Below are 20,502 nucleotides of genomic sequence, written 5' to 3'. Positions count from 1 at the left end.
AAAAACCCCCACAAAAGACCTCATGATCCGCCTCGACAACGTCAGCAAGCAAGCCGGCCACCAGATCCTGTTCATCGAAGCCTCCGCCGCCCTGAATAAGGGCGAAAAGATCGGCCTCGTCGGTCCGAACGGTGCGGGCAAGACCACATTGTTCCGGATGATCGCCGGCGAGGAACTGCCCGACGAGGGGCAGGTTTCGACCGATCGCGGCATCACCATCGGCTATTTCAACCAGGATGTCGGTGAGATGTCCGGCCGCAGCGCCGTGGCCGAGGTGATGGATGGCGCCGGTCCCGTCAGCGAGGTCGCGGCCGAGCTGCGCGAGCTCGAGGCCGCCATGGCCGATCCTGACAAGGCCGACCAGATGGACGAGATCATCGCCCGCTACGGCGAGGTGCAGCACCGTTTCGAGGAGCTCGACGGCTACGCACTGGACGGCCGCGCGCGCGAAGCGCTGTCCGGTCTCGGCTTCAGCCAGGAGATGATGGACGGCGACGTCGGAAAACTCTCCGGCGGCTGGAAGATGCGCGTGGCGCTGGCCCGCATTCTCCTGATGCGCCCCGACGTCATGCTGCTCGACGAGCCGAGCAACCATCTCGATCTCGAAAGCCTGATCTGGCTGGAAAAATTCCTGCACGACTACGAAGGCACGCTGCTGATGACCTCGCATGACCGCGAATTCATCAACCGCGTGATCTCCAAGGTGATCGAGATCGATTCAGGCTCGCTCACCACCTACACCGGCGACTACGAGTTCTACGAGCAGCAGCGCGCGCAGAACGAGAAGCAGCAGCAGGCCCAGTTCGAGCGCCAGCAAGCCATGCTCGCCAAGGAGATCAAGTTCATCGAGCGCTTCAAGGCGCGCGCCTCTCACGCAGCTCAGGTGCAGAGCCGGGTCAAGAAGCTCGACAAGATCGAGCGGGTCGAGCCGCCGCGCCGGCGCCAGAGCGTGGCGTTCGATTTTCCGCCGGCGCCGCGCTCGGGCGAGGACGTCGTGGCGCTCAAGAACGTGCACAAGGGTTACGGCTCAAAGCGCATCTACGACGGCCTCGACTTCATGATCCGCCGCCGCGAGCGCTGGTGCGTGATGGGCGTCAACGGCGCCGGCAAGTCGACGCTGCTCAAGCTCGTCGCGGGCACGAGCGAGCCGGATCAGGGCACGGTGGCGGTCGGCGGCAGCGTCAAGATGGGCTATTTCGCCCAGCACGCGATGGATTTGCTCGACGGCGAGCAGACGGTGTTTCAGTCGCTCGAATACGCGTTTCCGACCGCCGGGCAGGGCTCCTTGCGGGCGCTCGCCGGTTGCTTCGGCTTCTCCGGCGATGACGTCGAGAAGCGCTGCCGCGTGCTGTCGGGCGGCGAGAAGGCGCGGTTGGTGATGGCCAAGATGCTGTTCGACCCGCCGAACTTCCTGGTGCTGGACGAGCCGACCAACCATCTCGACCTCGCCACCAAGGAGATGCTGATCACGGCGCTGTCGGATTTCGAAGGCACCATGCTGTTCGTCTCGCATGACCGGCATTTTCTGGCGACGCTGTCGAACCGCGTGCTGGAGCTGACGCCGGAGGGCATCCACCAGTTCGGCGGCGGCTACACGGAATATGTCGCGCGCACCGGGCAGGAGGCGCCGGGGTTGCGGAGCTAATCTCTGCTCTTGCCCGCGATCTTGGCGATTGCCTCGATCTCGTTGGTCCAGACGCCGCCGGAGTAGCCTTGCGGCAGCCGCGCGAACGCCTCCGGCGTATCGATGCCGGTGGAGAACTCACCGCCGCTGTAGGGACCGAGCACGAACACGGCGCTGTTGACGCTGTTCGTCCGTGCGAGGAAACGATCGGGCCACCCCCATAGCCAGGGCGCGGCGTTGATCGGCACCAGCACCATCGCGTTGCGGCAGGCCGTCGGGACCTGGCCGGTCCAGCCATAGCCAATATAGCGGATTAGGCAGCTTCGAATGGCCGCGCGTGAGATCGTGCGAACATCCCGGGTGAGGCGACGGATCGCGTCGATCGGCTCGTTGCCGCCATAGACCATCACCATCCGGCGCCGCTCGGCTGGCAGCGCGTTCAGCAAGTCGGCAAGCTTCTCGCCTTCGTCCGGGTCGCGGCTCTTCACATTGATGAGGAGCTTCTTGTCGGGGAAGGTGGCGAGCACCTCCGACAATGTCGGCATCATCCCGACGCCCCTGCCGCGGAACGGGAAGGTCTTGCCGCCATCGGCGGTGTAGCCGTAGCCGACGTCGAGCGTCTTCAGCTTTGCCATGCTCTGCGCGCGTGTGACGCCGTGGCCGTCGGTCCGGCAGTCGAGCGTCCAGTCGTGGAAAACGGCGAACTCGCCGTCGGTGGTCGGGTGCACGTCGAGCTCGACGACATCGGCGCCGGTATCGAAGCTTGCGCGCATCGAGCGCAGCGTATTTTCCAGATAATCGTGTGTCGGCGGCAACATCCGCGTGGCGGTGCAAGTATCGTTCTTCAGGTCGCGCTCGTCGAAGCGTTGTGCCATGCCGCGATGGGCGAGCAGCACCGGCTTGCCGCTCTGATGCGGCGCCAGAAGACTGGTGTTGTTGAAATAGACGCCAGCTGCGACGGCAATCATGATTGCCGCGATCACTCTCAGTTTCCTGCCCACCAGACATTCCTCATTCCACGATCAACATCTCCGGTATTTGAGGTTGATTTGCGGCACGCCGCGCATGGGAGGCCCCTGAGGTCAGCGCCTTGAATGCCCTAACTCCGTTCGCTACGCTTTCGCAAAAAGGGAGCGAACACCATGAAGCAAATCCGGATCGGCGACATCACCATCGATGCGGTGATCGAGCGGGAAGGGCCGTGGCGGCGGCCGCAGGATTTTTTCCCGGCCTATGACGAGAGCGTATTCGAACGCCATCTGCCGACGATGGAGCCGGAGGTGTTTGATGCCGCGCGCGGCATGATGGTGATCACCTATCAGACCTTTGTGGTGCGCACGCCGCGCTACACCATTCTGGTCGACACCTGCACTGGCGAAGACAAGGGCCATCCGCCGCCGTTCGATTTCCCCGGCAAGGAACGTTGGCGCAACGAGCTGTTCGCGCTCGGCATCGGATTTGAACAGATCGACTATGTGTTCTGCACGCATCTGCATATCGACCACACCGGCTGGAATACGACGTTGCGCGACGGCCGCTGGGTGCCAACGTTCCCGAACGCAAAGTACGTCTTCCACAAGGGCGAGTACGCGGCGTGGGAGGCCGAGCACGCCAAGGGCCACAATCCGCCCGGCACCGTGTTTCGCGACAATTGCCTGCCGATCGTCGAGGCCGGGCAGGCGCTGCTGGTCGACGACGATTACGCGCTCGACGACACCGTCACGCTGACGCCGACGCCGGGGCATTCGCCCTGTCATTGCTGCGTCAATATCTTCTCGAAGGGCCAGCGCGCGGTGGTCGCCGGCGACCTCATGCATCACCAGATCCAGTGCCGCGAGCCGGATTGGTCGGCGAGGCCGGATTGGGATCCGAAGCAGTCGGCGGTCTCGCGGCGAAAATTCTTCGCCTCCGTGGCGGACACCGACACGCTGATCCTGCCGGTGCATTTTCCGGCGCCGACGGTGGGGTGGATCAAGCCGCGTGAGGGGGCATTTGATTATAAGTTCAAGCGGGAGTGAGGCAGCGAACTTGTCACGACGCTCATGTCCCGGACGCGGTGCGGCACGCAGTGCCGCTCCGCTGGAGCCGGGACCCATCTCTCGGAGCGTTGTGCGGTTGCATGGGCCCCGGCTCTGCAGCGCATCGCTGAAGAAGCGCTGCGCTGCGTCCGGGGCACGAGAGTTTCTTGCTATGAGCGCCTTACGCGCCGACTTCGCACTTCTTCATGAAGCTGTTCTTGGCGGCGCCGGCGAGCGGCTTGCCGTCGGCGCTGACGGCCTTGGGCGTGCAGGCGTCGGCCTTACACTTCTTCAGGAACGAGGTCTTGGCGGCGCCGGCCAGCGGCTTGCCGTCCTTGCCGACGGCCTTGCTCTCGCAGGTTTCTTGCGCGAAGGCTGAGCCGGCCGCAAAGGTGGCAACGATCGCAGCCAGGAAAATCCGCTTCATCATGGGTGTCTCCGTAAACCAGAAATGGCGGGAGGATTGGAGCCGGGAATCGTGGCGCAATCAAGCAGGATGACGGCCTGTCGTGCGGTTCGCCCGGCGATTTTTTGGAGTGGGAGTTCGCCGGCCCGCGGCCTGTTGCACTGCTCGCTGACCTCGGCGGGCAATCCTGCTAGGCTTGGCCAGCTTAGCTGGACGGAGCATCGTGATGGACGCCGTGATCCCGAAACACCAGGAAGCCGCCGACCAGCATTCTCACCTGGTTCGGCCTCAAGACATGGAATGGCAGACAACGCGCTTTCCGGGCTGCGAGGCCAAGACGCTGCTGTTCGACCGCCGCACGGGGCTGATGACCGCCTTGATGCGCTTTGCGCCGGGATCGGTGCTGCCGGACCACGAGCATGTCGGCATCGAGCAGAGCTACGTCATCGAAGGCGCGCTCGTCGACAAGGAGGGGCCCGCTGAGGGGATCGCCTGCAAGGCCGGCGAATTCATCTGGCGCGAGGCGGGCAGCCGGCACGCCGCCTGGTGTCCGGACGGGGCCCTGATCCTGGCGATTTTCCAGGTGCCGAACAAGTTCTTTGAAGCCGACGGCCGCGTCGTCGACGCCGCCGGTCAGGATTGGGACGAAACCTGGGGGCACACCGGCGCGCAGCAGTCGCGGAGCACTTGATCGTTCTCATGCACCCCGCGTGAGCAGTGCCTTGAAGTCGGCCCGCGCGCGCTGCGCCTCGGCGCGCGCGACGTCTGAGGCATCACCCATGCCGAAATAGCCGTGGATCAGGCCGGGGCCCTCGTGGTGCTTCACGGGGACGCCAGCGGCCTCCAGCGCCCGTGCATAGGCCGCGCCTTCATCGCGCAGGGGATCGAACCAGGCTGTCGTCACGACTGCCGGTGCGACATCGGCGAGGGATGCCGCGCGCAGCGGCGAGACGCGCCAGTCGCTGGCGTGAGTGGGATCGGCGAGATAATGGCCGCAAAACCATTCCATCGTGGCACGCGTCAGGAAGTAGCCGTCGGCATTCTCGGCGCGCGAGGGATAGCGCGCGTTCTCGCGCGCATCGGCGTAGCCGCCGAGGAGGTCGGTCACGGGATAGACCAGCAATTGCGCGGCGAGCTTGATGCCGGCATCGCGGCAGGCGATTGCAGTGGTTGCCGCGAGATTGCCGCCCGCGCTGTCGCCGGCAACGCCGAGGCGTTTTGCATCGCCGCCAAATTCCGCGACGCGGTTGAAGATGTCATTCACCGCCGCAAAGGCGTCGTCGAAGGCGCCGGGAAAGCGCGTCTCGGGCGGGCGGCGATAGTCGACGGAGACGACGACCGCGCCCGTCTCGATCGCAAGATTGCGCGCCTGCCTGTCGTGGGTTTCGAGATCGCCGGCAACCCAGCCGCCGCCATGAAAGAACACCACGGTCGGCGCCGGCGTGGTGCCGATCCGGTAGACACGTGCGTCGAGCGGGCCGGCGCCGCCTTTCACCTTGATGTCCTGGACGCGATCGACAGGCGGTGGCGGAATGGCGGCGCGCGAGGCAGCTAGTTGGCGCAAGGAATCGCGGGCGCTCTGTGGCGTCATGACCGTGGGATCGCGCATCGGCAAGAGCGGAATGATTTGGGCGATGACGGGGTCAAGTGGCGCGGCCATGGCGGCTCCTCCAGGGTTCTTGGTCTTGCTTGCGGTTAGCATAGATTTCGCCCGCCGCATCGGCAACCGGCAGTGTGCCGCAACGCCGGACGAACGGGCAGGGAGGTTCACGAGGTGGAATTCGAAACGCTGGTCCAGTCGCGCCGCAGCGTGCGTGGCTTCAAGAACGAGCCGGTGCCGCGCGCAGTGATCGAGGCGATCATCGAGAGCGCCAAGCGAAGATTCCGGAAGACGAGGTCATCATGACCTGCGTCGCGATGGGCTATCCCGACGACGGCTTTGCCGCGAACGGCGTTCGCTCGGATCGCGAACATAACGAAGAGTTCGTGCGCTACGTGGGTTTTGCCGATTGGCACGACGAAGAGGAGATTATTCTCTTACGGAAATTTTTGGTGTGGACTCCTTGCGGCCTCTTGCAATCTCGAAGGGGCGGGAGGAACAATATGCAGACTGTGAGGTTTGTTGCTGGCGCGAGGGAATTGACATGCGGCGGCTGGCTAGCCTGGTTCGACGGTTATTCGGTCCGCGAATGCGGCACCCGATCGATGATGATCCAAGTCTTCCTTTCACACCCGAAGAGTTCGGCCGGCTGATCCGCAGCGGCCGGCATGAGGACATGAAGGTGCTGGCCGAAGGACTGGCCTGCCGGTCCATACCGCGCCGCGCGAGTTATCGCGCGACGCATTAGGCCGCGTCCGAGACGGGTCTGCCGCGCTCACCGCGTGAGCGCGACCTGCTTGAATGAGTCGACCAGCGCCTTTTCCAGCTTCCCCTTCATCCCGCACAGAACGTTGTAGGCCTCCGCGCGCGGCATGGTCGGCTTGTAATGCCGATGCTCGATCAGCGCCGCGAAAATGTCCGAGATCGTCAGAATCCGCACGATGTCGCCAATGCTATCGCCGCAGAGCGCATCGGGATAGCCGCTCCCGTCGAGGTACTCGTGATGATGGCGAACGGCGTCGAGTATCTCCGACGAGATCCCGCCATGCCCTTTGAGAAATTGGTAGCCGGCGGCCGGATGCGTTTCGATCAGCGCGCGTTCCTCGGCATCAAGGCGGCCCGGCTTGTCGAGGATGGCGAGCGGAATCTGCGCCTTGCCGATGTCGTGGAACATGGCAGCCGAGTAGAGACGCTCCAGGTCGGCCCTGCCGACGCCGAGGCTCAGTCCGAAGTCGATGGCAACGCCGGTCACGAGCAGGCAATGCTGATAGGTTCCTTCGTGGTGGCGCCGCACCGTCATCAGCCACTCCGTCAGGCCATGCTGGGTGATACGATCGGCAATCTGGCGACCGGCTTTCCTGGTGCCTTCGACATCGAGGGTTTGACCGAGCGTGACGGCCGTGAACATCGATGCGATGACGGTCGCCGCGGTCTCGACGGCGTTGTCCGGTTGTGGCGTGTCGCCTGACGAAGCAGAAGTCCCGTCGGCCGGATCGGTCAGTGCCGCCAGCAGCTTGGTCCGGCTCACCGTGCTGGGAAGGACCAGCGTCGCCCCCAGCGCGTAGGCCTGCGAAATGCAGACGTGGGAGGTGTGCTCGAGCAAGAAAATGCGCTTCCTGACCTTCGCCAGCTTGTCGGCCCGCTTCTTGATGGCGGCGATATTATCGACGTCGCGCAGCTCCGCGCGGATGACGATGGCGGCGGGCGTCTGCGACAGCTTGGAATCGGCATCGAGTCGCTCGCCTGCAACGGTGAATTTCTCCTGGAGGATCGAGCAGATACCTGAGAGCTTGTCGGACGTGTCGGCCAGCACATGCAGGACGGGGCGAACCATCCCTGTCTCTCGGATGCCGCCGTCACTGCCGACACCATTGACTGGGCCGGATATGGTTCGCGCGTGCTGCACGGTCTGACATCGACCTTACGACTGTAATGATCCAAAATGGTGAATGTTCGAACCTACTTGCTCTGAAGGGCTTTCTCCGCTGGCGCTGGTGCGCTTGCGGCCTTCTTCTTGCAGTCAGCAGTGATGAAGTGGATGCCGGCCATGGTGCCGTCGATCCAGACCAGTTCGCAGCGCCGGTAGGCGAGGCCCGTTGACGAGAGTAGCATGAAGAACTCCTTGGCCTGGAGCACGTCGAGCGTGCCCTCCACTTCGATCTTGGCACCGCTTTGCGACACGTCCAGCAGGACGCAACTGCGTCGCCAAGTGCCGTCCGAACCCATCAGATTGACCGGTTGCCTGTGATCCATTTTCACGCGAGACGCTTTGCGACCGTCGAACCTCATCGGCTACCCCCCGTGTTTGCGCCGCGATTTCCCCGACTGCTCTCCTTGGTGTTTGCGGCAATTTCCCCCCATCGCACCGTCCACTGGCTGGTGGACAGAAGGAGTGTCTCGAAAATGTGCTGCGCGCGTTCGCGCTCGGCAAAAGAGAGCCTGGTGCCACAGCGGTTGCTGAGGATGGCCAACGTGGTCTGCCAATTCAGCCGCGAGGCACGGCAGGCCATGACGAGACCCTCGCAATCGTCGTCGGTCATGACGTGCTCGACGATCTCGATGGGAGCGCCCGAAAGCACCGATAACGCAGTGACCAGGTTGGCGGTCTCGCCGCGGATCGCGAAGCGGTTCACCGTGGAATCGTTGAGCTTGCCGCTGCGGTTGAGCGCGACGATCTCCGGCCGCGCGCTTGCATAGGCGGCCGCGCAGGGCAACTTGGGGACAATGGGCGCGGCCGCTGCGGCTTGAGACCGCACTATGCCGGATTTCGGAGCCGGCGAGGCCGACAGCAACTTTCGCATGACAGTGTCGGGCGTGTCCGGCCGGAGCGCCAGCGCCTTCATCAGCTCGTCATCCGTCAGGCCCTTCTCAGCAAGGGCAACGTAGGCAGCGTCGGAGAACCGCGCGCCTGGATTGGCGATGAGCGCAAGGTGGACGGCGCGGCCGCCGACCCTGATCAGCGCCTCGGCCAGCGGCGGCTCGACGCGCTTGCGGGCGGCAATCGCGAGTTGTTGCGGTTCGTCGCTCGACATCGCGATCGTTTCAAGATCGATCGTCTGCAGCGCTTGAGATTTGAGCAGGATTGGGCACGCCACGTCCGGATCGTTGTGCGATGCAAGACGCCGCAAGGTCTGCGGCGGAGCGACCGTGAGTTCGGCAATCGTCGCGCCGATTTCAATCAACGCACCGGCTTCGACCCGTCCTGCCAACCGCAGCAGGACGCCATCGACCACACCGGCAAGCAATTCCTGAGGCCGGTCGCGGCTGCTGGTGAGCAGCTGCAAAATGCCGGAGAGGATGCGAGCGCAGCGGTCCAGCGGACACGTCGCGACCGCGTCTTCCAACTCGACCAGAATATCAGCAGGCGAATTTGCCATCATGGCAGGAGCCTGAGTTGAAAAAATGTGGTTATACAACGACCGTTATTCCGCCTTAAATCCGTTAATTTTTAATTGCGCCTTAAATCCGATAATTTGAATTTTGAGATTTAGACGTCGGGGTATTGGCGTGGTCCGCCGCTATCGCGGCATGAGCCTGCACCGTTACCTGCGCCTGCGCCGGCTATGGCTGGTGCGCCGGCGGCTACTTGCCGGTGCCGACAGTGTTAAGGCGGTCGCACTGGCGTTCGGCTTCTGGCATCTCAGCGATTTCTCCAGAAGCTATCGCGACCAGTTCGGCGAGACGCCGCCGCGAACGCTGGACGGCGGACGCGGGCGATAGCTCGACAAATCGAGGGCGGCGGACGCCGGTTTCGTGCTAGCGTCCAGCCATGAGCAATCGCATTCTCGTCCTCTACGGTTCCTACCGTTCCGACCGCATGGGCATCCGCCTTGCGAATTTCGTCATCAATCGGCTGCGCAGCCGCGGCGAGGACGTCGAGTTCATCGACGCCAAGGCGATCGGCCTGCCGATGCTCGATCGCATGTACAAGGAATACCCCAAGGGCGCGGCGCCCGAGGCGCTGGAAAAGCTGGCCGAACAGATCCGCGGAGCCGACGGCTTCGTCTTCGTCACCGGCGAATACAATTGGGGCATCCAGCCCGGCCTGAAGAATCTCACCGACCATTTCCTCGAAGAGTGGTTCTGGCGCCCGGCGGCGATCGTGAGCTATTCGGCTGGCCGGCTCTCGGGCGCGCGCGCCGCAACCGCCTGGCACGGCACGCTGTCGGAGATGGGCATGGTGGTGGTGTCGAGCACCATCGGCGTCGGGCCGATCGCGCAGACCCTGTCCGAGGGCGGCGAGCCGATCGGCGACGGTGGCAAGGCACTGGAACGCTCGTTCCCGCGCTTTGCCGATGATCTGCAGTGGTGGATCGAGGCCGCCAAGGCGCAGCGGGCGCGCAAGGCGCCGCCGTATTGAGCCGCGCTACGCCGCCCTGACCTCGCCGAGGAAGCGGTCGAACTGTCCGGCGAGATCGCGCGACTGGGTCGAGAGCTGCTCGGCGGCGACCAGCACTTCCCTGGCGGCGGCGCCCGTATCGTCGGCGGCACGCTGCACGCCCGATATGTTGGTGTTGACCTCCTGGGTGCCGCGGGCGGCCTCCTGAACGCTGCGGGCGATCTCCTTGGTGGCCGAGCCCTGTTCCTCGATCGCGGCGGCAATCGCGGTGCCGATCTGGTCGATCTCGCCGATGACGTCGGCGACGTTACGGATCGCGGCCACGGTCTGGTCGCTGGCGGTCTGGATCGCTGTGATCTGCTCGGAGATTTCGGTGGTGGCCTTTGCGGTCTGGCCCGCCAGCGACTTCACTTCGGAAGCAACCACGGCGAAGCCGCGGCCTGCATCGCCCGCGCGGGCGGCCTCGATGGTCGCGTTCAGCGCGAGCAGATTGGTCTGCTCGGCGATGCTCTGGATCAGCGTGACGACGTCGCCGATCTTCTGCGCGCCCTCGGCGAGCGTGCGCGCGGTGTCGCCGGTGCGGCGGGCGTTGTCGACGGCGCGGGCGGCGATCTCGGTGCTTTGTGCGACCTGACGGCCGATCTCCGAGATCGAGGAGGTCAGCTCTTCGGTGGCGCTGGCGACGGTCTGCACATTGGTCGAGGTCTGCTCGGAGGCGGCGGCGACGACCGCGGCCTGGCTGTTGGTCTGGGCCGCCGTCGAGGTCATCGACTGTGCGGTGCTTTCCATGGTCGAGGAGGCGCGCGACAGGCCGCCGACGAGCTCGGTGACCTTGGCCTCGAACGCGCGGGTGAGCTCGTCGAGCGCCTGTGCGCGGCGCATCTTGCCGTCGTTCTCGGCCTGCTTCTCGGCCGCGAGCCGGTCGGCCCGGATCATGTTGTCCTTGAAGACCTGAACGGCCGCGGCCATCGCCCCGATCTCGTCGGCGCGATCCGCGCCGGGGATGCTGTCGGCAACCTCGCCCTCGGCAAGCCGCGACATCCGCGTCGTCAGGTTGACGATCGGAGCGCAGACGCGGCGGCGAACCATCACGATGAGGCCGACGCTCGCGATCAACACCGCGGCAAGGCCTGCAAGCGCGATGCTGAAGCTGGTGCGCGCGGCCGAAGAGGCGCCGGCGAGGATCTGTTCGGCGTTGTCGTAGAAGGCGTCGCGAACCTCGATGATGGTGCTGAGGCCGCGCTGCGTGGCGGCGTAATAGGTCTCCATGTCGTGTTCGTACTTGCCGCTGATCGCCCCGTCCTTGACGAGCTTGAGCTCGCGGCCGAACTCCTCGACATAGATCGAGTTGAATTTCTCCAGCGCCGCGGCGACGTTCGCCGGCGTTGCCGGATTGCCGCGCAATTCCAGCAGCGCCATCACGAGCTGGTCGTTGCGGCCCTGCGAGCGGCCGATGTCGGCCTTCTCGGCGTCGGTCGCCGGCTTCGTGCCGCCGACGAGGTTCTTGTGCAGGCTGGAGTTGAAACCTCCGACGTCGCGCAGCGTCATCGCCGTGTTGGCGTAGCTGGCCTGCCGGTAGGCGTCACCGTTCAGGATCGCCATGCGGCGGACCTGCTCGTTGAGCAGTGCGGTCACGCCGCTGTTGAGAACGGCGTTGTCGGCGACGATCTTCTTGGCGGCGTCCTTGCGCGCCTCGGCGGGCCCTGCGAGCGCCTTGTCGATGGCCTCGCGCAACGCGGTGAATTTCGAATTGATGCCGTCGATGTTGCCGCCGGTGGTGTTGCCGTCGTCGAGGGAGCCGGGCAGCTGCTTGCGCAGTGCATTCATCTTGTCGCGGGCACCGTCGGTCTGTTTCCGCAGCTTATCCTGCCCGGCGAGCTGCGCGGGGTCGATGGTGGCCGGGCCATAGAGGATGTTGGTGGAAAAGCCGCGCTCCGGATTGAGGTAGCGCGGGATGTCGCTGACAGCGCGAACGATCGCGAGCCGACCCTCCGCTTCCGTGATCCGCTCCATCGTCTGGTACTTGGTCACGGCGACGTAGACGGCGAGGCCGCCGCCCACGGTCGAGAGCGAGACGATGGCGGAGGTCAGGAGCGTACCGATTTTCATGATCTGTCCGGCAATTGGCGCGGGAAGAGACTCAATTTGCACGGAAGATAGGCAGGCGATGTTAATCCGGGGTTTACGCTCTCGCGGCCGGCCCCGCCGCGATCGATCCGCGCCCGCTTATCCGGTAGCGCGGGCGAGGGCGTCGGACAGCGCCGTCTCCAGCTCTTCTTGAACCTGATCGAGCGCGTCCGCGCTGCGGTTTGCCCGGCACATCGCGACCGTGCCTTCGATCGCGGCGACGACGAGTGTTGCAAGCCGCTCCGCGCGTTCCGCAGCCAGCCCTTCACGCAGCAAGGCCGCGCGCATGATCAGCCGCCACTCGGCGAACACGCCGTCGGCGAGGCCGAGCAAACGCTGCTGCGCCGCCTCATCTTCCTTGTCGGAGGCCTCGCCGACATAGCGATCGACGGCGACGGCGAGCACCGGGCATCCAGCCTCGAAGCCGGTCGCCTCCAGCCGGCGGCGCCAGGACGCAACGAAAGCCCGCAAGCCGCCGATCACGCCGCGGTCACTCATGGCCTTCTCCAGGGGAATGGATACCTCCTTGCCGGCAAAGGCCACGGCTTCGGCGATCAATTGCCGCTTGCCCTCCGGAAAATGGTGACCGATCGAGCCGCGCGGCGTCGCCGTATGGCGAACGACGTCACGCATGCTGGTGGCATTGACGCCCCGACGGCTCATCAAATCGGCGGCGCCGGCGATCATCTTGTCGCGCGTGCTGGAGGTCATCGGAGGTCCCCATGGTTGGCGTCCTGATCTAGACTATGACGCTTGACATAAGCAAGCGGCACTGAAATATGACGTACGTCATAATTCTCGAGAGGGGTGCAATTTGACCATCATCACCGTGACCGCGCCCGCGGGCCGGCTCAGCCTGACGCAGCGCCGACGCCTCGCGGAAACCCTCACCGACGCCGTGCTCGAGCCCGAGATCGGTCAGCACGTTCCGGCTGCGCGCAGGGGCTTTCAGGTCCATTTCCACGATCAGCCAGCCGACTGCATGGCGATCGGCGGCCAGCTCCTGTCCGATCAGGACACCCCGCGTGACATCATCACCGTCAGGATCGCGGTGATGAACGCTGCCTGGCCGGCAGAGGTGCGCGCCGAGGTGATCCGCAACGTGCTCGCGCGGCTCGCGGAGGCCTGCGGAATGCAGACGCCGGCACCGACCTGGTGGGTCAATTTCGAGATCATCGACGAGGGAAGCTGGGGATCGCGGGGCGGCGTGCTCTCGATCCTTCAACTGCTCGAGACCGGCGTGTTCACGCCGGAGCGGATCAAGGCGATCCGCGCGGCGATTCAACCGCCGGCCTGACGCGCCACCAACAGCAAACGACGATCACGGAGAGAAGCGCATGAGCGAAGGACAAATTCGTACCGAGGTGCACGGCCACGTTCTCAAGATCATCATCGACAATGCCGCGAAGAAGAACGCGTTCACGCCGGTGATGATGGAGCAATTGTCCGATGCGCTGACCGAGCTGCACGACAACGAGGCCTACCGCGTCGGCGTGATCTGCGCTGAGGGCAGGGATTTCACCGCCGGTCTCGACATGCCGAAATTCTTCGGGCCTTCCGCGGAGAAGCGCAACATCAGGGAAGGCAATGTCGATCCGTTCGGCCTTGCCAAGCGCTGTCGCAAGCCTGTTATCACCGCCGTGCAGGGCATCGTGTTCACCGTTGGCATCGAGCTGATGCTTGCCGGTGATATCGTGGTGGCCGCAGCGGATTCACGCTTCTGCCAGATGGAATCCAGGCGCGGCATTGCGCCACTTGGCGGCGCGCATTTCCGTTTCCTGTCGCGCGCCGGCTGGGGCGATGCGATGTACCATCTGTTCCTGTGCGACGAGTTTTCGGCCGAGCGGGCCCACGCGATTGGTCTCGTTCAGGAGGTCGTGCCGGCGGGCGAGCAGGTCGCGCGTGCGATGGCGCTCGCCGTCATCATCGCGCGCAATGCGCCGCTCGGCATCCAGGTCACCAAGGAGGCGGCGGCCAAGTACGTCGAAGGCGGCGAGGCGGCGGCGATCGCCTTCATCCCCGAGATTCGCGCCCGCGTGCTCGGCAGCGCGGACGCGAAGGAAGGCATTCAATCCTTCATCGAGCGTCGTGCGGCCGTCTTCCAGGGGCGTTGATCACGCGCGCTAGCCCAGTTTCGACAGGATCTCCAGGGTCGCGGCGTCACGCTCGCCTGCGAAATAGCGGGCGAGCGCCTCGCCGAAAAGGGGCTGATCGGACACCGCGCCGAACAGCGTCATCGACGAGCGGAATTTGGCGTCATCGGGCGCGCCGAGGATCGCGTTGATAGTTCGCCCCTCGACGGCGAGCACGAGGCGGGTGCATTCGACCAAACGCGGGCCGAGGACCGGGTGGGCGAGATAGGCCCGGGCCTCCCCGCGGGAGCCGATGGCGTAGCGCTGCGACATGGCGCTGAAGCCGAGGCCTGCGATTTGCGGGAAGACGAACCACATCCAGTGGCTCTGCTTCCGCCCTCGGGTCAGCTCCCCCTGAACGTCGCGATAGACCGGGTCTTGGGCCCGGACAAACCGGTCTAGATCGAAAGGATCGGTCATTGGATACCTCGGGATTTGCCCAGTCGGACCGCCGCCGGCCGCGATTATGCCTAACTTTTGGCTCCCAATGTGGTAGCTGGTATAGAGTCTCCGGGTGGGGGTTGGGCCCCCCGGGGGTCGATTTGGGGATCTGATGGTTTCCGACGCAGGACACGCCGAGAGGCTGTTGTCGCGCCGCCGTATCGGGCGGGCCGAGCGCGTTTTGCTGTCTCTGGCTGCCGTCGCGTTGGCGCTGGGCGCCGCCGCCTGGGTCGCGGACATCGGGGATTCGAATCTGGGCGCTTCGAGCCCCCTGGTCTCCGCCGCGCTGCCGCCGACCAATGCGCCGTCTTTCGAAGATCGTTTCGCTTCGGCGTCCGGCAATCCGCCAGCCCGGGACCTCGGCCTGCGGACACTGGAGCGTTCCGCCCTGAATGCGGTCCAACTCAAGCTTCGCGACGCCAAGGCGATGCTTGCCCAGAAGCTGCAGGGCGACGACTGGCGTTCGACCCTGACCGACGACGACCGGTCCGTGACCGAGGAGGAGGCGAGGCCCTCACAGCGCGCCGACGCCATTCCGATGCCGCGCTCGCGCCCAGCGCAGGCGGACTTCTCCGCCCAGATCGCGTCCAGCCAAGCCTATGCCGAGACCAACCCCAGGGTCGACAACCGCAACTTCTTCGAGAAATTCACCGACAAAATCAGGCTGGCCTCGCTGACACCCGGCGATGGCCTGCTCGGCAGGGCACCGGATCTCGCCGCCCTCGGCTACGATTCGCGCACCGCAGTCTATGACATCAAGGCCAAGGCGCTTTACCTGCCGAGCGGCGTGGCGCTGGAGGCCCATTCGGGCCTGGGCGCGCTGATGGACGATCCCGACCATGTCGACCGGCGGATGGTCGGCGCGACCCCGCCGGCGACTTATGATCTGAAGCCGCGCGAAAAGCCGTTCCACGGCGTCCGTGCGCTGCGTATGACCCCGGTCGAAGGCACCAGCGCGCTTGGCCGCGTCGGTCTGCTCACGCACAACTACATGCTCGGGCCGCGCGGCGATTCCAACGGCTGCGTCTCGATCAAGGACTATGATCGTTTCCTCAAAGCTTACGACAATGGCGAGTTCAACCGTCTTGTCGTGGTGCCGAGCCTGAGCGGATCGGCGACCGCCTCGCAGCGCGCGAGCACCAACTCCTGATATTTGCCTGCTGCGGCGGGGCTGCCGTTTCCCCTTCGTTAAGCCGTCATCGTCCAGAAGCAGCCCATGAGTGATCCAACAAATTCCGAGACCCCGCTGCGTACGACGTTCAAGATCAAGTTGAACGGTGACACGCTGGCGATCGCGACTGTCGGGCAGGCCTATCAATTCCTCACCAACTTCAAGTCGGTCGAGTGGATGGAATTCCGCTCCCTGCATGAGGACGCCGTCGCGGCCCTGGAAGGCGCGGCCGGTAACGCGATGCTGGCGGTGCAGGCGACCAACGCCGTGCGCGCGCTGTTCGTGAGCGCGAAGCTGCTCTGACGCGTACTCCGCGTGAGGCCTAGGACTTGTCGCAAGGACGAGATGGGGACGCATCCCGGACGCGCCGCAGCGCACCGCTGAAGAAGCGATGCGCTGCGAGCACGAGCGTGGGTGTCGCGACGATCAGTGCCCGTGGCCCCCGTGCCCGTCGTCGTCGTCGTCGTCGTGGAAGTCGTGATCGCCGCCGGGCCTGAAGCCCGCGTCGATGCAGGCGAAGCTGCTGGCGTCGTTGGTCAGGCCGCTGCCCTTGTAGGCGGCAATCTTCGGATAGACGCAGAGCGGCCGCGTGCCACTGGCCGGGAAGTTGATGGCAATGCGCGGATCGAACAGCCCGCCGGCCGGATAGGGTGAGGTCGCGTTGGTGTTGGCCGCGACGATGCGCTCCGGCGCGATGCCTTTCTCGACCCAGTCGGTGATAGCCTTGAGTTCGTTGCCGGCGAAGTTCGCCGTGGCCGCGCCGCCGCCGCAATGGGCCATGTTCGGCACCATGAACAGCCGCGCGAAATCCTCGGCGCGTCCCCCCATGCGCCGGTCCATGCTGCGGTACCAGCGGGCGATCGCGGCACCCGAGAAGATGCCGTCATTGACAGACGAGGAGATAATCAGCTTGCCGCCGCGTGCCCTGAACGGACGCAAATCGCTCGAGGTCGCGGCCATAAAGTCCATGCTGCTTTCGGGATAGGCCGCCGTCTTGGTGAAGATCTTCGGCGCGTCGGTATCGAAGTTGAATTTGAACACGAAGGCTTCCTGGCCGTTCGGCCCGTTGACGGGCGTGACGACCGGCGGGGTTTGGAAGATCATCGGGATCGCGCCTGCGCCGAGCGTCAGGTTGATCGCGGTGTTGACACCAGGCACCGGGGCGGTGACGACGTTCCACAACTGCCAGCCCGCGCCCGGCGCGGTCGGCGGCGTCCAGATGCCGGCATCCCAGAACCAGTTCGAATAGAGCCGTTGGCCCTTCGAGTTCACCGGCCCGGCATAGATCTTCTTGAGTGCGTTCACTTGCGCGGGGGTGAGGCAGGTGCCGCCATGCGGGGTGCTGCCGTGCGAGCCGGTGCCGCAGGTGTAAGAAGCAAGAGCCGGATACACCTTCTTCGCGGTGCAGGCGTGATAATTGTCGATGATGCCGTCGACCAGACCATCGAGTGCGTCGCAGGCACTCAGGATCGCGGCTGAGGCCACCTGAAGATCCTGCACAGGAAACGTGTCGGGAATGAACGGCTGTCCGTTGACGTCGTTGCTGGTCGCCAGCGTGCCGAGCACCTGCTCGTTCCAGGCCTCCGCAAGGCCCGCCTGCGGCAGGTTGAAGCCGGGATTTTGCGAGATGACGCCGTCGAACAGCCAGGGGAAGCGCTGCGACGCCATCATGGCGTCACGGCCGCCGTTCGAGCAGCCCATGATGTAGGAATAGACGGTGTCGAGGCCGTAGAAATAGGAGATGATCTGCTTGGAGATCGTCGCGGTCTTCTCGATGCCGTTGTAGCCGTAGTCGCGGCGTGCTTGCGCGTCGATGGCGAAATGCGCGGAGCCGCCGGCGTTGACATCGTCATCCTGATGTCCGCCGACAACATTGTTGGCGTTGTCTTCGTGGCCGCCGTCATTGGCCGCGACAGCCCAGCCCTGGCCGAGTTCGGTGCCGGCGGCGCCTTGTGGATCGGCATTGAGGCTGCCGTCGGTGCCGCCGCCGCCCATCATCTCGAAACGGCCCTGCCAAGTGTTGGGCAGGTTGAGTGCGAAGCCGATGCCGTAGGTGAAATGGTTGGGATCCTGCGTGGAGACGCGCTTGTTGATGATGCCGATCACGTTGCAATAGCCGGACTTCTGCGTCGCGCTCAGGATCTGTGTGTTCGGCAGCGTGAGGCCGGTGAGCGCCGTGCAGGACGCCCGCGGCGCGACGCCACTCGGCGGAAATCCATGCGCAACAGCCTGCGTGCCGAGAACGGCACAGCCGGCCATGATGGTCGATGCGAGAAATAGGCGTTTCATGTCAGTCCCTCCCAGTTTCATTAATGATGGTCGAACGAGCGCTCCCCGTGAGCGCGTGTTCGTTCAGTTGGTGTCGTTGGCAATGTCGTAGCCGGTGCAGGGATGACGGTGCGGTCGCCGGGCGCGGCTGTGCGATGTGGCACACGCAACGCGTAATGCGTGCTACGCGGTCGGCCGCACCGCGATGCATAAGCGCACGCAGCTCGGCGCCCATCTGTGATGGAAGCACGACGTCATCCCCCTTTGGCCCCGCTCGTATTGCGGCGGGCGTTCACGATCCTAGGGCGGTCGATGTTGCCGTGTCAACATGACGCAGCGCGCGAGTGCGCTGCGCAACCTGTCGTAGAAGCTGTGCTCGCGAAGCGCGCGATCTCCGCCCGGCTTCTCGATCCTGCCCGGCTGCGATAGGCTCGACACGCGAATCCCGGATGGCCGGGACGGATGCCGCTGCGTGAAAGATCATCGTCGATGGAGCCGAAGAAGACGGGCGTCAGGAAGGGATCGTCCAAGGGCGCGCCGCGCAGGGCGCCTGTTGGAAAGCCGCAGCGGTCCGCGCCGCGCAATGTAGCGGCTGCAAAGCCCGCCCGGCCCAGGTTGCTCGCCTCCGACGATCTGTCCCGTTCGCTCGGCTATCGCATCCGGCGGGCCCAGCTCTGGGTCTTCAAGGACGTCAGCCGGCGGCTCGCCGCCTTCGACATCAGCCCGGCACAGTTCTCCGTCCTGTCGGTGATCGAGGCCAATCCGGGCGTCAATCAACTCGCCATCGCGCAATCCCTGTCAATCGAGCGGGCCGGGCTCGGGCGACTGGTGGATCATCTGGAGCGGCGCGAACTGGTGCAGCGTTCGGCCTCCGCGATCAACCGCCGTTATTACGTGTTGCATCTGACGACGACCGGGGCGGCGCTGCTGAGCCGCTTGCGCCCGGCGATTGCCGAGAGCGAGAAGATGCTTGCGGCCAAGATCGGAGCGCGCGCGTTCAAGGAGTTACAGCGGGCGCTGTCCGTGTTTCTCCAGGACGCCTGAGCCGCCTTTCGCGCCCCTCGGTTCGGTACGCCCTTTTGGCGGCCGATGGCTGCGGCACCATGCGTTCTCGCAGCTTGTACTCCGCGCCAGGAACAGGCAAACGGTCCGCCAAGTCCGTGGCCAAGCCGGTTCACAGAACCGCCCGTTTCGAAGCTGACATCAAGGGAGACCCCCATCATGAAACGCCGTACATTCCTCAAGGGCGGTGCAGTCGCCGGCGCGACGACGCTGGTTGCTGCACCTGCGATCGCGCAGAGCGCGCCCGAGATCAAATGGCGCCTGACCTCGAGCTTCCCGAAGTCGCTCGACACCATCTACGGCACGGCGCAGACCTTCGCGAAATATATTGCCGAGGCCACCGACAACAAATTCCAGATCCAGACCTTTGGCGCCGGCGAGCTCGTCCCCGGCTTGCAGGCGCTCGACGCCGTCAGCACCGCCTCGGTAGAGATGGCGCAGACCCCGCTCTATTTCTACATCGGCAAGGAGCCCGCGCTGGCCTATGCCACCGGCGCGCCCTTCGGCATGAACCATCGCCATCAGGAATCGTGGTGGCACTTCGGCGGCGGCGCCGACCTCACCAATGAGGCGCTGAAACCGTTCAAGGCGCACGCGATCCTCTGCGGCAATTCCGGCACCCAGATGGGCGGCTGGTTCCGCAAGGAGATCAAGACCGTCGACGACCTCAAGGGCCTCAAATTCCGCATCGCCGGCATGGGCGGCCATGTGCTGGCAAAGCTCGGGGTCGTCCCGCAGCAGATCGCGGGCGGCGACATCTATCCGGCGCTGGAGAAGGGCACGATCGATGCGGTCGAGTTCGTCGGTCCCTATGACGACGAGAAGCTCGGCTTCCAGAAGGTCGCCAAATACTACTACTTCCCCGGATGGTGGGAGGGCGGCGCCATGCTGCACATGATCGTCAACGATGAGAAATGGGCCTCGCTGCCCAAGCAGTACCAGGCGATCGTCAACCAGGCGGGCGCGGCGGCCGGCGCCTGGATGCTCGAGAAATACGACAGCGTGAATCCGGCGGCGCTGAAGCGGCTGCTCGCCAATGGCGCGGAGCTGAGGGCGTTCCCGCAGCCGGTGCTGGAGGCCTGCTACAACGCGACCCAGGAGCATCTGAACGAGCTCGCCGCCAAGAGCGAGCTGTTCAAGCGGACCAAGGACAGCCACGACGCGTATATGAAGGAGCTGCTGTTCTATACGCAGATCGCCGAAAACTTCTACGACAACTACCTGCTCAGCAAGATGCGCAACAAGAGCTGAAAGAAGAGGAGGGCGCGGTGTTCACGCCGCGCCCGGCTCTCGTAGGGTGGGCAAAGGCGCATT

General features: G+C 64.8%; 22 protein-coding genes and 1 pseudogene. 13 read left to right on the top strand and 10 right to left on the bottom strand.

All coding sequences use genetic code 11. The features are described 5' to 3' along the window. The first annotated feature begins 22 nt into the window (after positions 1-22). A complete protein-coding gene (locus IVA81_RS12900; protein WP_247317154.1) occupies positions 23-1,645 on the top strand; it encodes an ABC-F family ATP-binding cassette domain-containing protein in 1,623 nt (540 codons plus the stop codon). Here IVA81_RS12900 and IVA81_RS12895 read toward each other — a convergent pair. Continuing rightward, positions 1,642-2,592: a glycerophosphodiester phosphodiesterase family protein gene (locus IVA81_RS12895; protein WP_247317847.1), complete on the bottom strand. Its 951-nt coding sequence runs from the start codon at positions 2,590-2,592 to the stop codon at positions 1,642-1,644. The genes IVA81_RS12900 and IVA81_RS12895 overlap by 4 nt on opposite strands. A 174-nt stretch (positions 2,593-2,766) precedes the next feature. On the opposite strand from IVA81_RS12895, the gene IVA81_RS12890 reads away from it, so the two are divergent. Continuing rightward, positions 2,767-3,642 carry an MBL fold metallo-hydrolase gene (locus IVA81_RS12890; RefSeq protein ID WP_247317151.1) on the top strand — a complete coding sequence of 292 codons (876 nt, stop codon included), beginning with the start codon at positions 2,767-2,769 and terminating at the stop codon, positions 3,640-3,642. Between the two features lie 181 nt (positions 3,643-3,823). On the opposite strand, the gene IVA81_RS12885 is transcribed toward IVA81_RS12890, so the two are convergent. Next, a complete protein-coding gene (locus IVA81_RS12885; protein WP_038970146.1) occupies positions 3,824-4,072 on the bottom strand; it encodes a hypothetical protein in 249 nt (82 codons plus the stop codon). 202 nt (positions 4,073-4,274) lie between these two features. Between IVA81_RS12885 and IVA81_RS12880 the strand changes: the two genes are divergently transcribed. Then, positions 4,275-4,739 (top strand): cupin domain-containing protein, encoded by a 465-nt coding sequence (locus IVA81_RS12880; protein WP_247317149.1) that lies wholly within the window; start codon positions 4,275-4,277, stop codon positions 4,737-4,739. A 6-nt stretch (positions 4,740-4,745) separates the two neighbouring features. Here IVA81_RS12880 and IVA81_RS12875 read toward each other — a convergent pair whose 3' ends face one another. Then, on the bottom strand, positions 4,746-5,708 hold the full coding sequence (locus IVA81_RS12875) for an alpha/beta hydrolase (protein ID WP_247317146.1): 963 nt from the start codon (positions 5,706-5,708) through the stop codon (positions 4,746-4,748). A 114-nt stretch (positions 5,709-5,822) separates the two neighbouring features. Here IVA81_RS12875 and IVA81_RS12870 point away from each other — a divergent pair, with 114 nt between their 5' ends. Together IVA81_RS12870 and IVA81_RS12865 are read left to right on the top strand one after the other, a co-directional pair. After that, entirely contained in the window at positions 5,823-5,954 is a 132-nt protein-coding gene (locus tag IVA81_RS12870; protein ID WP_247317143.1) for a nitroreductase family protein, read from the top strand. Then, complete coding sequence (locus tag IVA81_RS12865; protein ID WP_247317119.1) at positions 5,951-6,301, top strand: hypothetical protein; 351 nt, start codon at positions 5,951-5,953, stop codon at positions 6,299-6,301. The genes IVA81_RS12870 and IVA81_RS12865 overlap by 4 nt, the downstream gene beginning before the upstream one ends. A 122-nt stretch (positions 6,302-6,423) precedes the next feature. On the opposite strand, the gene IVA81_RS12860 is transcribed toward IVA81_RS12865, so the two are convergent. From IVA81_RS12860 to IVA81_RS12850, 3 genes are read right to left on the bottom strand one after another with little or no spacing between them, the layout of a single operon-like run. After that, on the bottom strand, positions 6,424-7,554 hold the full coding sequence (locus tag IVA81_RS12860) for an HD domain-containing phosphohydrolase (protein ID WP_247317113.1): 1,131 nt from the start codon (positions 7,552-7,554) through the stop codon (positions 6,424-6,426). Between the two features lie 53 nt (positions 7,555-7,607). Further along, positions 7,608-7,937 carry a PilZ domain-containing protein gene (locus IVA81_RS12855; RefSeq protein ID WP_247317111.1) on the bottom strand — a complete coding sequence of 110 codons (330 nt, stop codon included), beginning with the start codon at positions 7,935-7,937 and terminating at the stop codon, positions 7,608-7,610. Next, on the bottom strand, positions 7,934-9,028 hold the full coding sequence (locus IVA81_RS12850) for a DUF2336 domain-containing protein (RefSeq protein WP_247317109.1): 1,095 nt from the start codon (positions 9,026-9,028) through the stop codon (positions 7,934-7,936). Before IVA81_RS12850 ends, IVA81_RS12855 begins: the two co-directional genes overlap by 4 nt. A 127-nt stretch (positions 9,029-9,155) precedes the next feature. On the opposite strand from IVA81_RS12850, the pseudogene IVA81_RS12845 reads away from it, so the two are divergent. Both IVA81_RS12845 and IVA81_RS12840 read left to right on the top strand, forming a co-directional pair. Further along, positions 9,156-9,368, top strand: a pseudogene (locus IVA81_RS12845) (helix-turn-helix domain-containing protein); the annotation flags it as partial. Positions 9,369-9,417: 49 nt separating this feature from the next. Beyond that, a complete protein-coding gene (locus IVA81_RS12840) occupies positions 9,418-10,008 on the top strand; it encodes an NAD(P)H-dependent oxidoreductase (RefSeq protein ID WP_247317099.1) in 591 nt (196 codons plus the stop codon). 6 nt (positions 10,009-10,014) lie between these two features. On the opposite strand, the gene IVA81_RS12835 is transcribed toward IVA81_RS12840, so the two are convergent. Both IVA81_RS12835 and IVA81_RS12830 read right to left on the bottom strand, forming a co-directional pair. Further along, a complete protein-coding gene (locus IVA81_RS12835) occupies positions 10,015-12,096 on the bottom strand; it encodes a HAMP domain-containing methyl-accepting chemotaxis protein (protein WP_247317097.1) in 2,082 nt (693 codons plus the stop codon). Between the two features lie 117 nt (positions 12,097-12,213). Then, on the bottom strand, positions 12,214-12,825 hold the full coding sequence (locus tag IVA81_RS12830) for a helix-turn-helix domain-containing protein (RefSeq protein WP_247317096.1): 612 nt from the start codon (positions 12,823-12,825) through the stop codon (positions 12,214-12,216). Positions 12,826-12,928: 103 nt separating this feature from the next. Here IVA81_RS12830 and IVA81_RS12825 point away from each other — a divergent pair, with 103 nt between their 5' ends. Continuing rightward, positions 12,929-13,411: a tautomerase enzyme gene (locus tag IVA81_RS12825; RefSeq protein ID WP_247317085.1), complete on the top strand. Its 483-nt coding sequence runs from the start codon at positions 12,929-12,931 to the stop codon at positions 13,409-13,411. Positions 13,412-13,451: 40 nt separating this feature from the next. Next, positions 13,452-14,228 (top strand): crotonase/enoyl-CoA hydratase family protein, encoded by a 777-nt coding sequence (locus IVA81_RS12820; protein ID WP_247317083.1) that lies wholly within the window; start codon positions 13,452-13,454, stop codon positions 14,226-14,228. 9 nt (positions 14,229-14,237) lie between these two features. Here the strand turns inward: IVA81_RS12820 and IVA81_RS12815 are convergent, their stop codons facing one another. After that, positions 14,238-14,666, bottom strand: a complete 429-nt coding sequence (locus tag IVA81_RS12815) for a DUF1810 domain-containing protein (protein ID WP_247317076.1) — start codon at positions 14,664-14,666, stop codon at positions 14,238-14,240. Between the two features lie 202 nt (positions 14,667-14,868). On the opposite strand from IVA81_RS12815, the gene IVA81_RS12810 reads away from it, so the two are divergent. Both IVA81_RS12810 and IVA81_RS12805 read left to right on the top strand, forming a co-directional pair. Further along, entirely contained in the window at positions 14,869-15,837 is a 969-nt protein-coding gene (locus tag IVA81_RS12810; RefSeq protein WP_247317828.1) for a DUF2778 domain-containing protein, read from the top strand. A 66-nt stretch (positions 15,838-15,903) separates the two neighbouring features. Continuing rightward, entirely contained in the window at positions 15,904-16,161 is a 258-nt protein-coding gene (locus tag IVA81_RS12805; RefSeq protein ID WP_212085905.1) for a hypothetical protein, read from the top strand. A 123-nt stretch (positions 16,162-16,284) separates the two neighbouring features. Here IVA81_RS12805 and IVA81_RS12800 read toward each other — a convergent pair whose 3' ends face one another. Next, positions 16,285-18,147, bottom strand: coding sequence for a tannase/feruloyl esterase family alpha/beta hydrolase (locus IVA81_RS12800; protein ID WP_247317074.1), 1,863 nt, complete (start codon positions 18,145-18,147; stop codon positions 16,285-16,287). A gap of 468 nt (positions 18,148-18,615) precedes the next feature. On the opposite strand from IVA81_RS12800, the gene IVA81_RS12795 reads away from it, so the two are divergent. Continuing rightward, a complete protein-coding gene (locus tag IVA81_RS12795) occupies positions 18,616-19,170 on the top strand; it encodes a MarR family transcriptional regulator (protein ID WP_247317065.1) in 555 nt (184 codons plus the stop codon). Positions 19,171-19,347: 177 nt separating this feature from the next. Then, positions 19,348-20,439, top strand: a complete 1,092-nt coding sequence (locus IVA81_RS12790) for a substrate-binding domain-containing protein (RefSeq protein ID WP_247317063.1) — start codon at positions 19,348-19,350, stop codon at positions 20,437-20,439. Positions 20,440-20,502 lie beyond the last annotated feature (63 nt).

This window comes from Bradyrhizobium sp. 141 (assembly GCF_023074055.1).
Classification (GTDB): domain Bacteria; phylum Pseudomonadota; class Alphaproteobacteria; order Rhizobiales; family Xanthobacteraceae; genus Bradyrhizobium.
The sequence above is the reverse complement of the archived record's forward strand: the minus strand, read 5'-3'. Positions and strand labels throughout refer to the sequence as shown.

Coding starts and splice junctions, on each gene's coding strand:
- IVA81_RS12900 (WP_247317154.1), top strand. CDS start 23: ATGATCCGCCTCGACAACGTCAGCAAGCAAGCCGGCCACCAGATCCTG.
- IVA81_RS12895 (WP_247317847.1), bottom strand. CDS start 2,592: ATGATTGCCGTCGCAGCTGGCGTCTATTTCAACAACACCAGTCTTCTG.
- IVA81_RS12890 (WP_247317151.1), top strand. CDS start 2,767: ATGAAGCAAATCCGGATCGGCGACATCACCATCGATGCGGTGATCGAG.
- IVA81_RS12885 (WP_038970146.1), bottom strand. CDS start 4,072: ATGATGAAGCGGATTTTCCTGGCTGCGATCGTTGCCACCTTTGCGGCC.
- IVA81_RS12880 (WP_247317149.1), top strand. CDS start 4,275: ATGGACGCCGTGATCCCGAAACACCAGGAAGCCGCCGACCAGCATTCT.
- IVA81_RS12875 (WP_247317146.1), bottom strand. CDS start 5,708: ATGGCCGCGCCACTTGACCCCGTCATCGCCCAAATCATTCCGCTCTTG.
- IVA81_RS12865 (WP_247317119.1), top strand. CDS start 5,951: ATGACCTGCGTCGCGATGGGCTATCCCGACGACGGCTTTGCCGCGAAC.
- IVA81_RS12855 (WP_247317111.1), bottom strand. CDS start 7,937: ATGAGGTTCGACGGTCGCAAAGCGTCTCGCGTGAAAATGGATCACAGG.
- IVA81_RS12850 (WP_247317109.1), bottom strand. CDS start 9,028: ATGATGGCAAATTCGCCTGCTGATATTCTGGTCGAGTTGGAAGACGCG.
- IVA81_RS12840 (WP_247317099.1), top strand. CDS start 9,418: ATGAGCAATCGCATTCTCGTCCTCTACGGTTCCTACCGTTCCGACCGC.
- IVA81_RS12835 (WP_247317097.1), bottom strand. CDS start 12,096: ATGAAAATCGGTACGCTCCTGACCTCCGCCATCGTCTCGCTCTCGACC.
- IVA81_RS12830 (WP_247317096.1), bottom strand. CDS start 12,825: ATGACCTCCAGCACGCGCGACAAGATGATCGCCGGCGCCGCCGATTTG.
- IVA81_RS12820 (WP_247317083.1), top strand. CDS start 13,452: ATGAGCGAAGGACAAATTCGTACCGAGGTGCACGGCCACGTTCTCAAG.
- IVA81_RS12815 (WP_247317076.1), bottom strand. CDS start 14,666: ATGACCGATCCTTTCGATCTAGACCGGTTTGTCCGGGCCCAAGACCCG.
- IVA81_RS12805 (WP_212085905.1), top strand. CDS start 15,904: ATGAGTGATCCAACAAATTCCGAGACCCCGCTGCGTACGACGTTCAAG.
- IVA81_RS12800 (WP_247317074.1), bottom strand. CDS start 18,147: ATGAAACGCCTATTTCTCGCATCGACCATCATGGCCGGCTGTGCCGTT.
- IVA81_RS12795 (WP_247317065.1), top strand. CDS start 18,616: ATGGAGCCGAAGAAGACGGGCGTCAGGAAGGGATCGTCCAAGGGCGCG.
- IVA81_RS12790 (WP_247317063.1), top strand. CDS start 19,348: ATGAAACGCCGTACATTCCTCAAGGGCGGTGCAGTCGCCGGCGCGACG.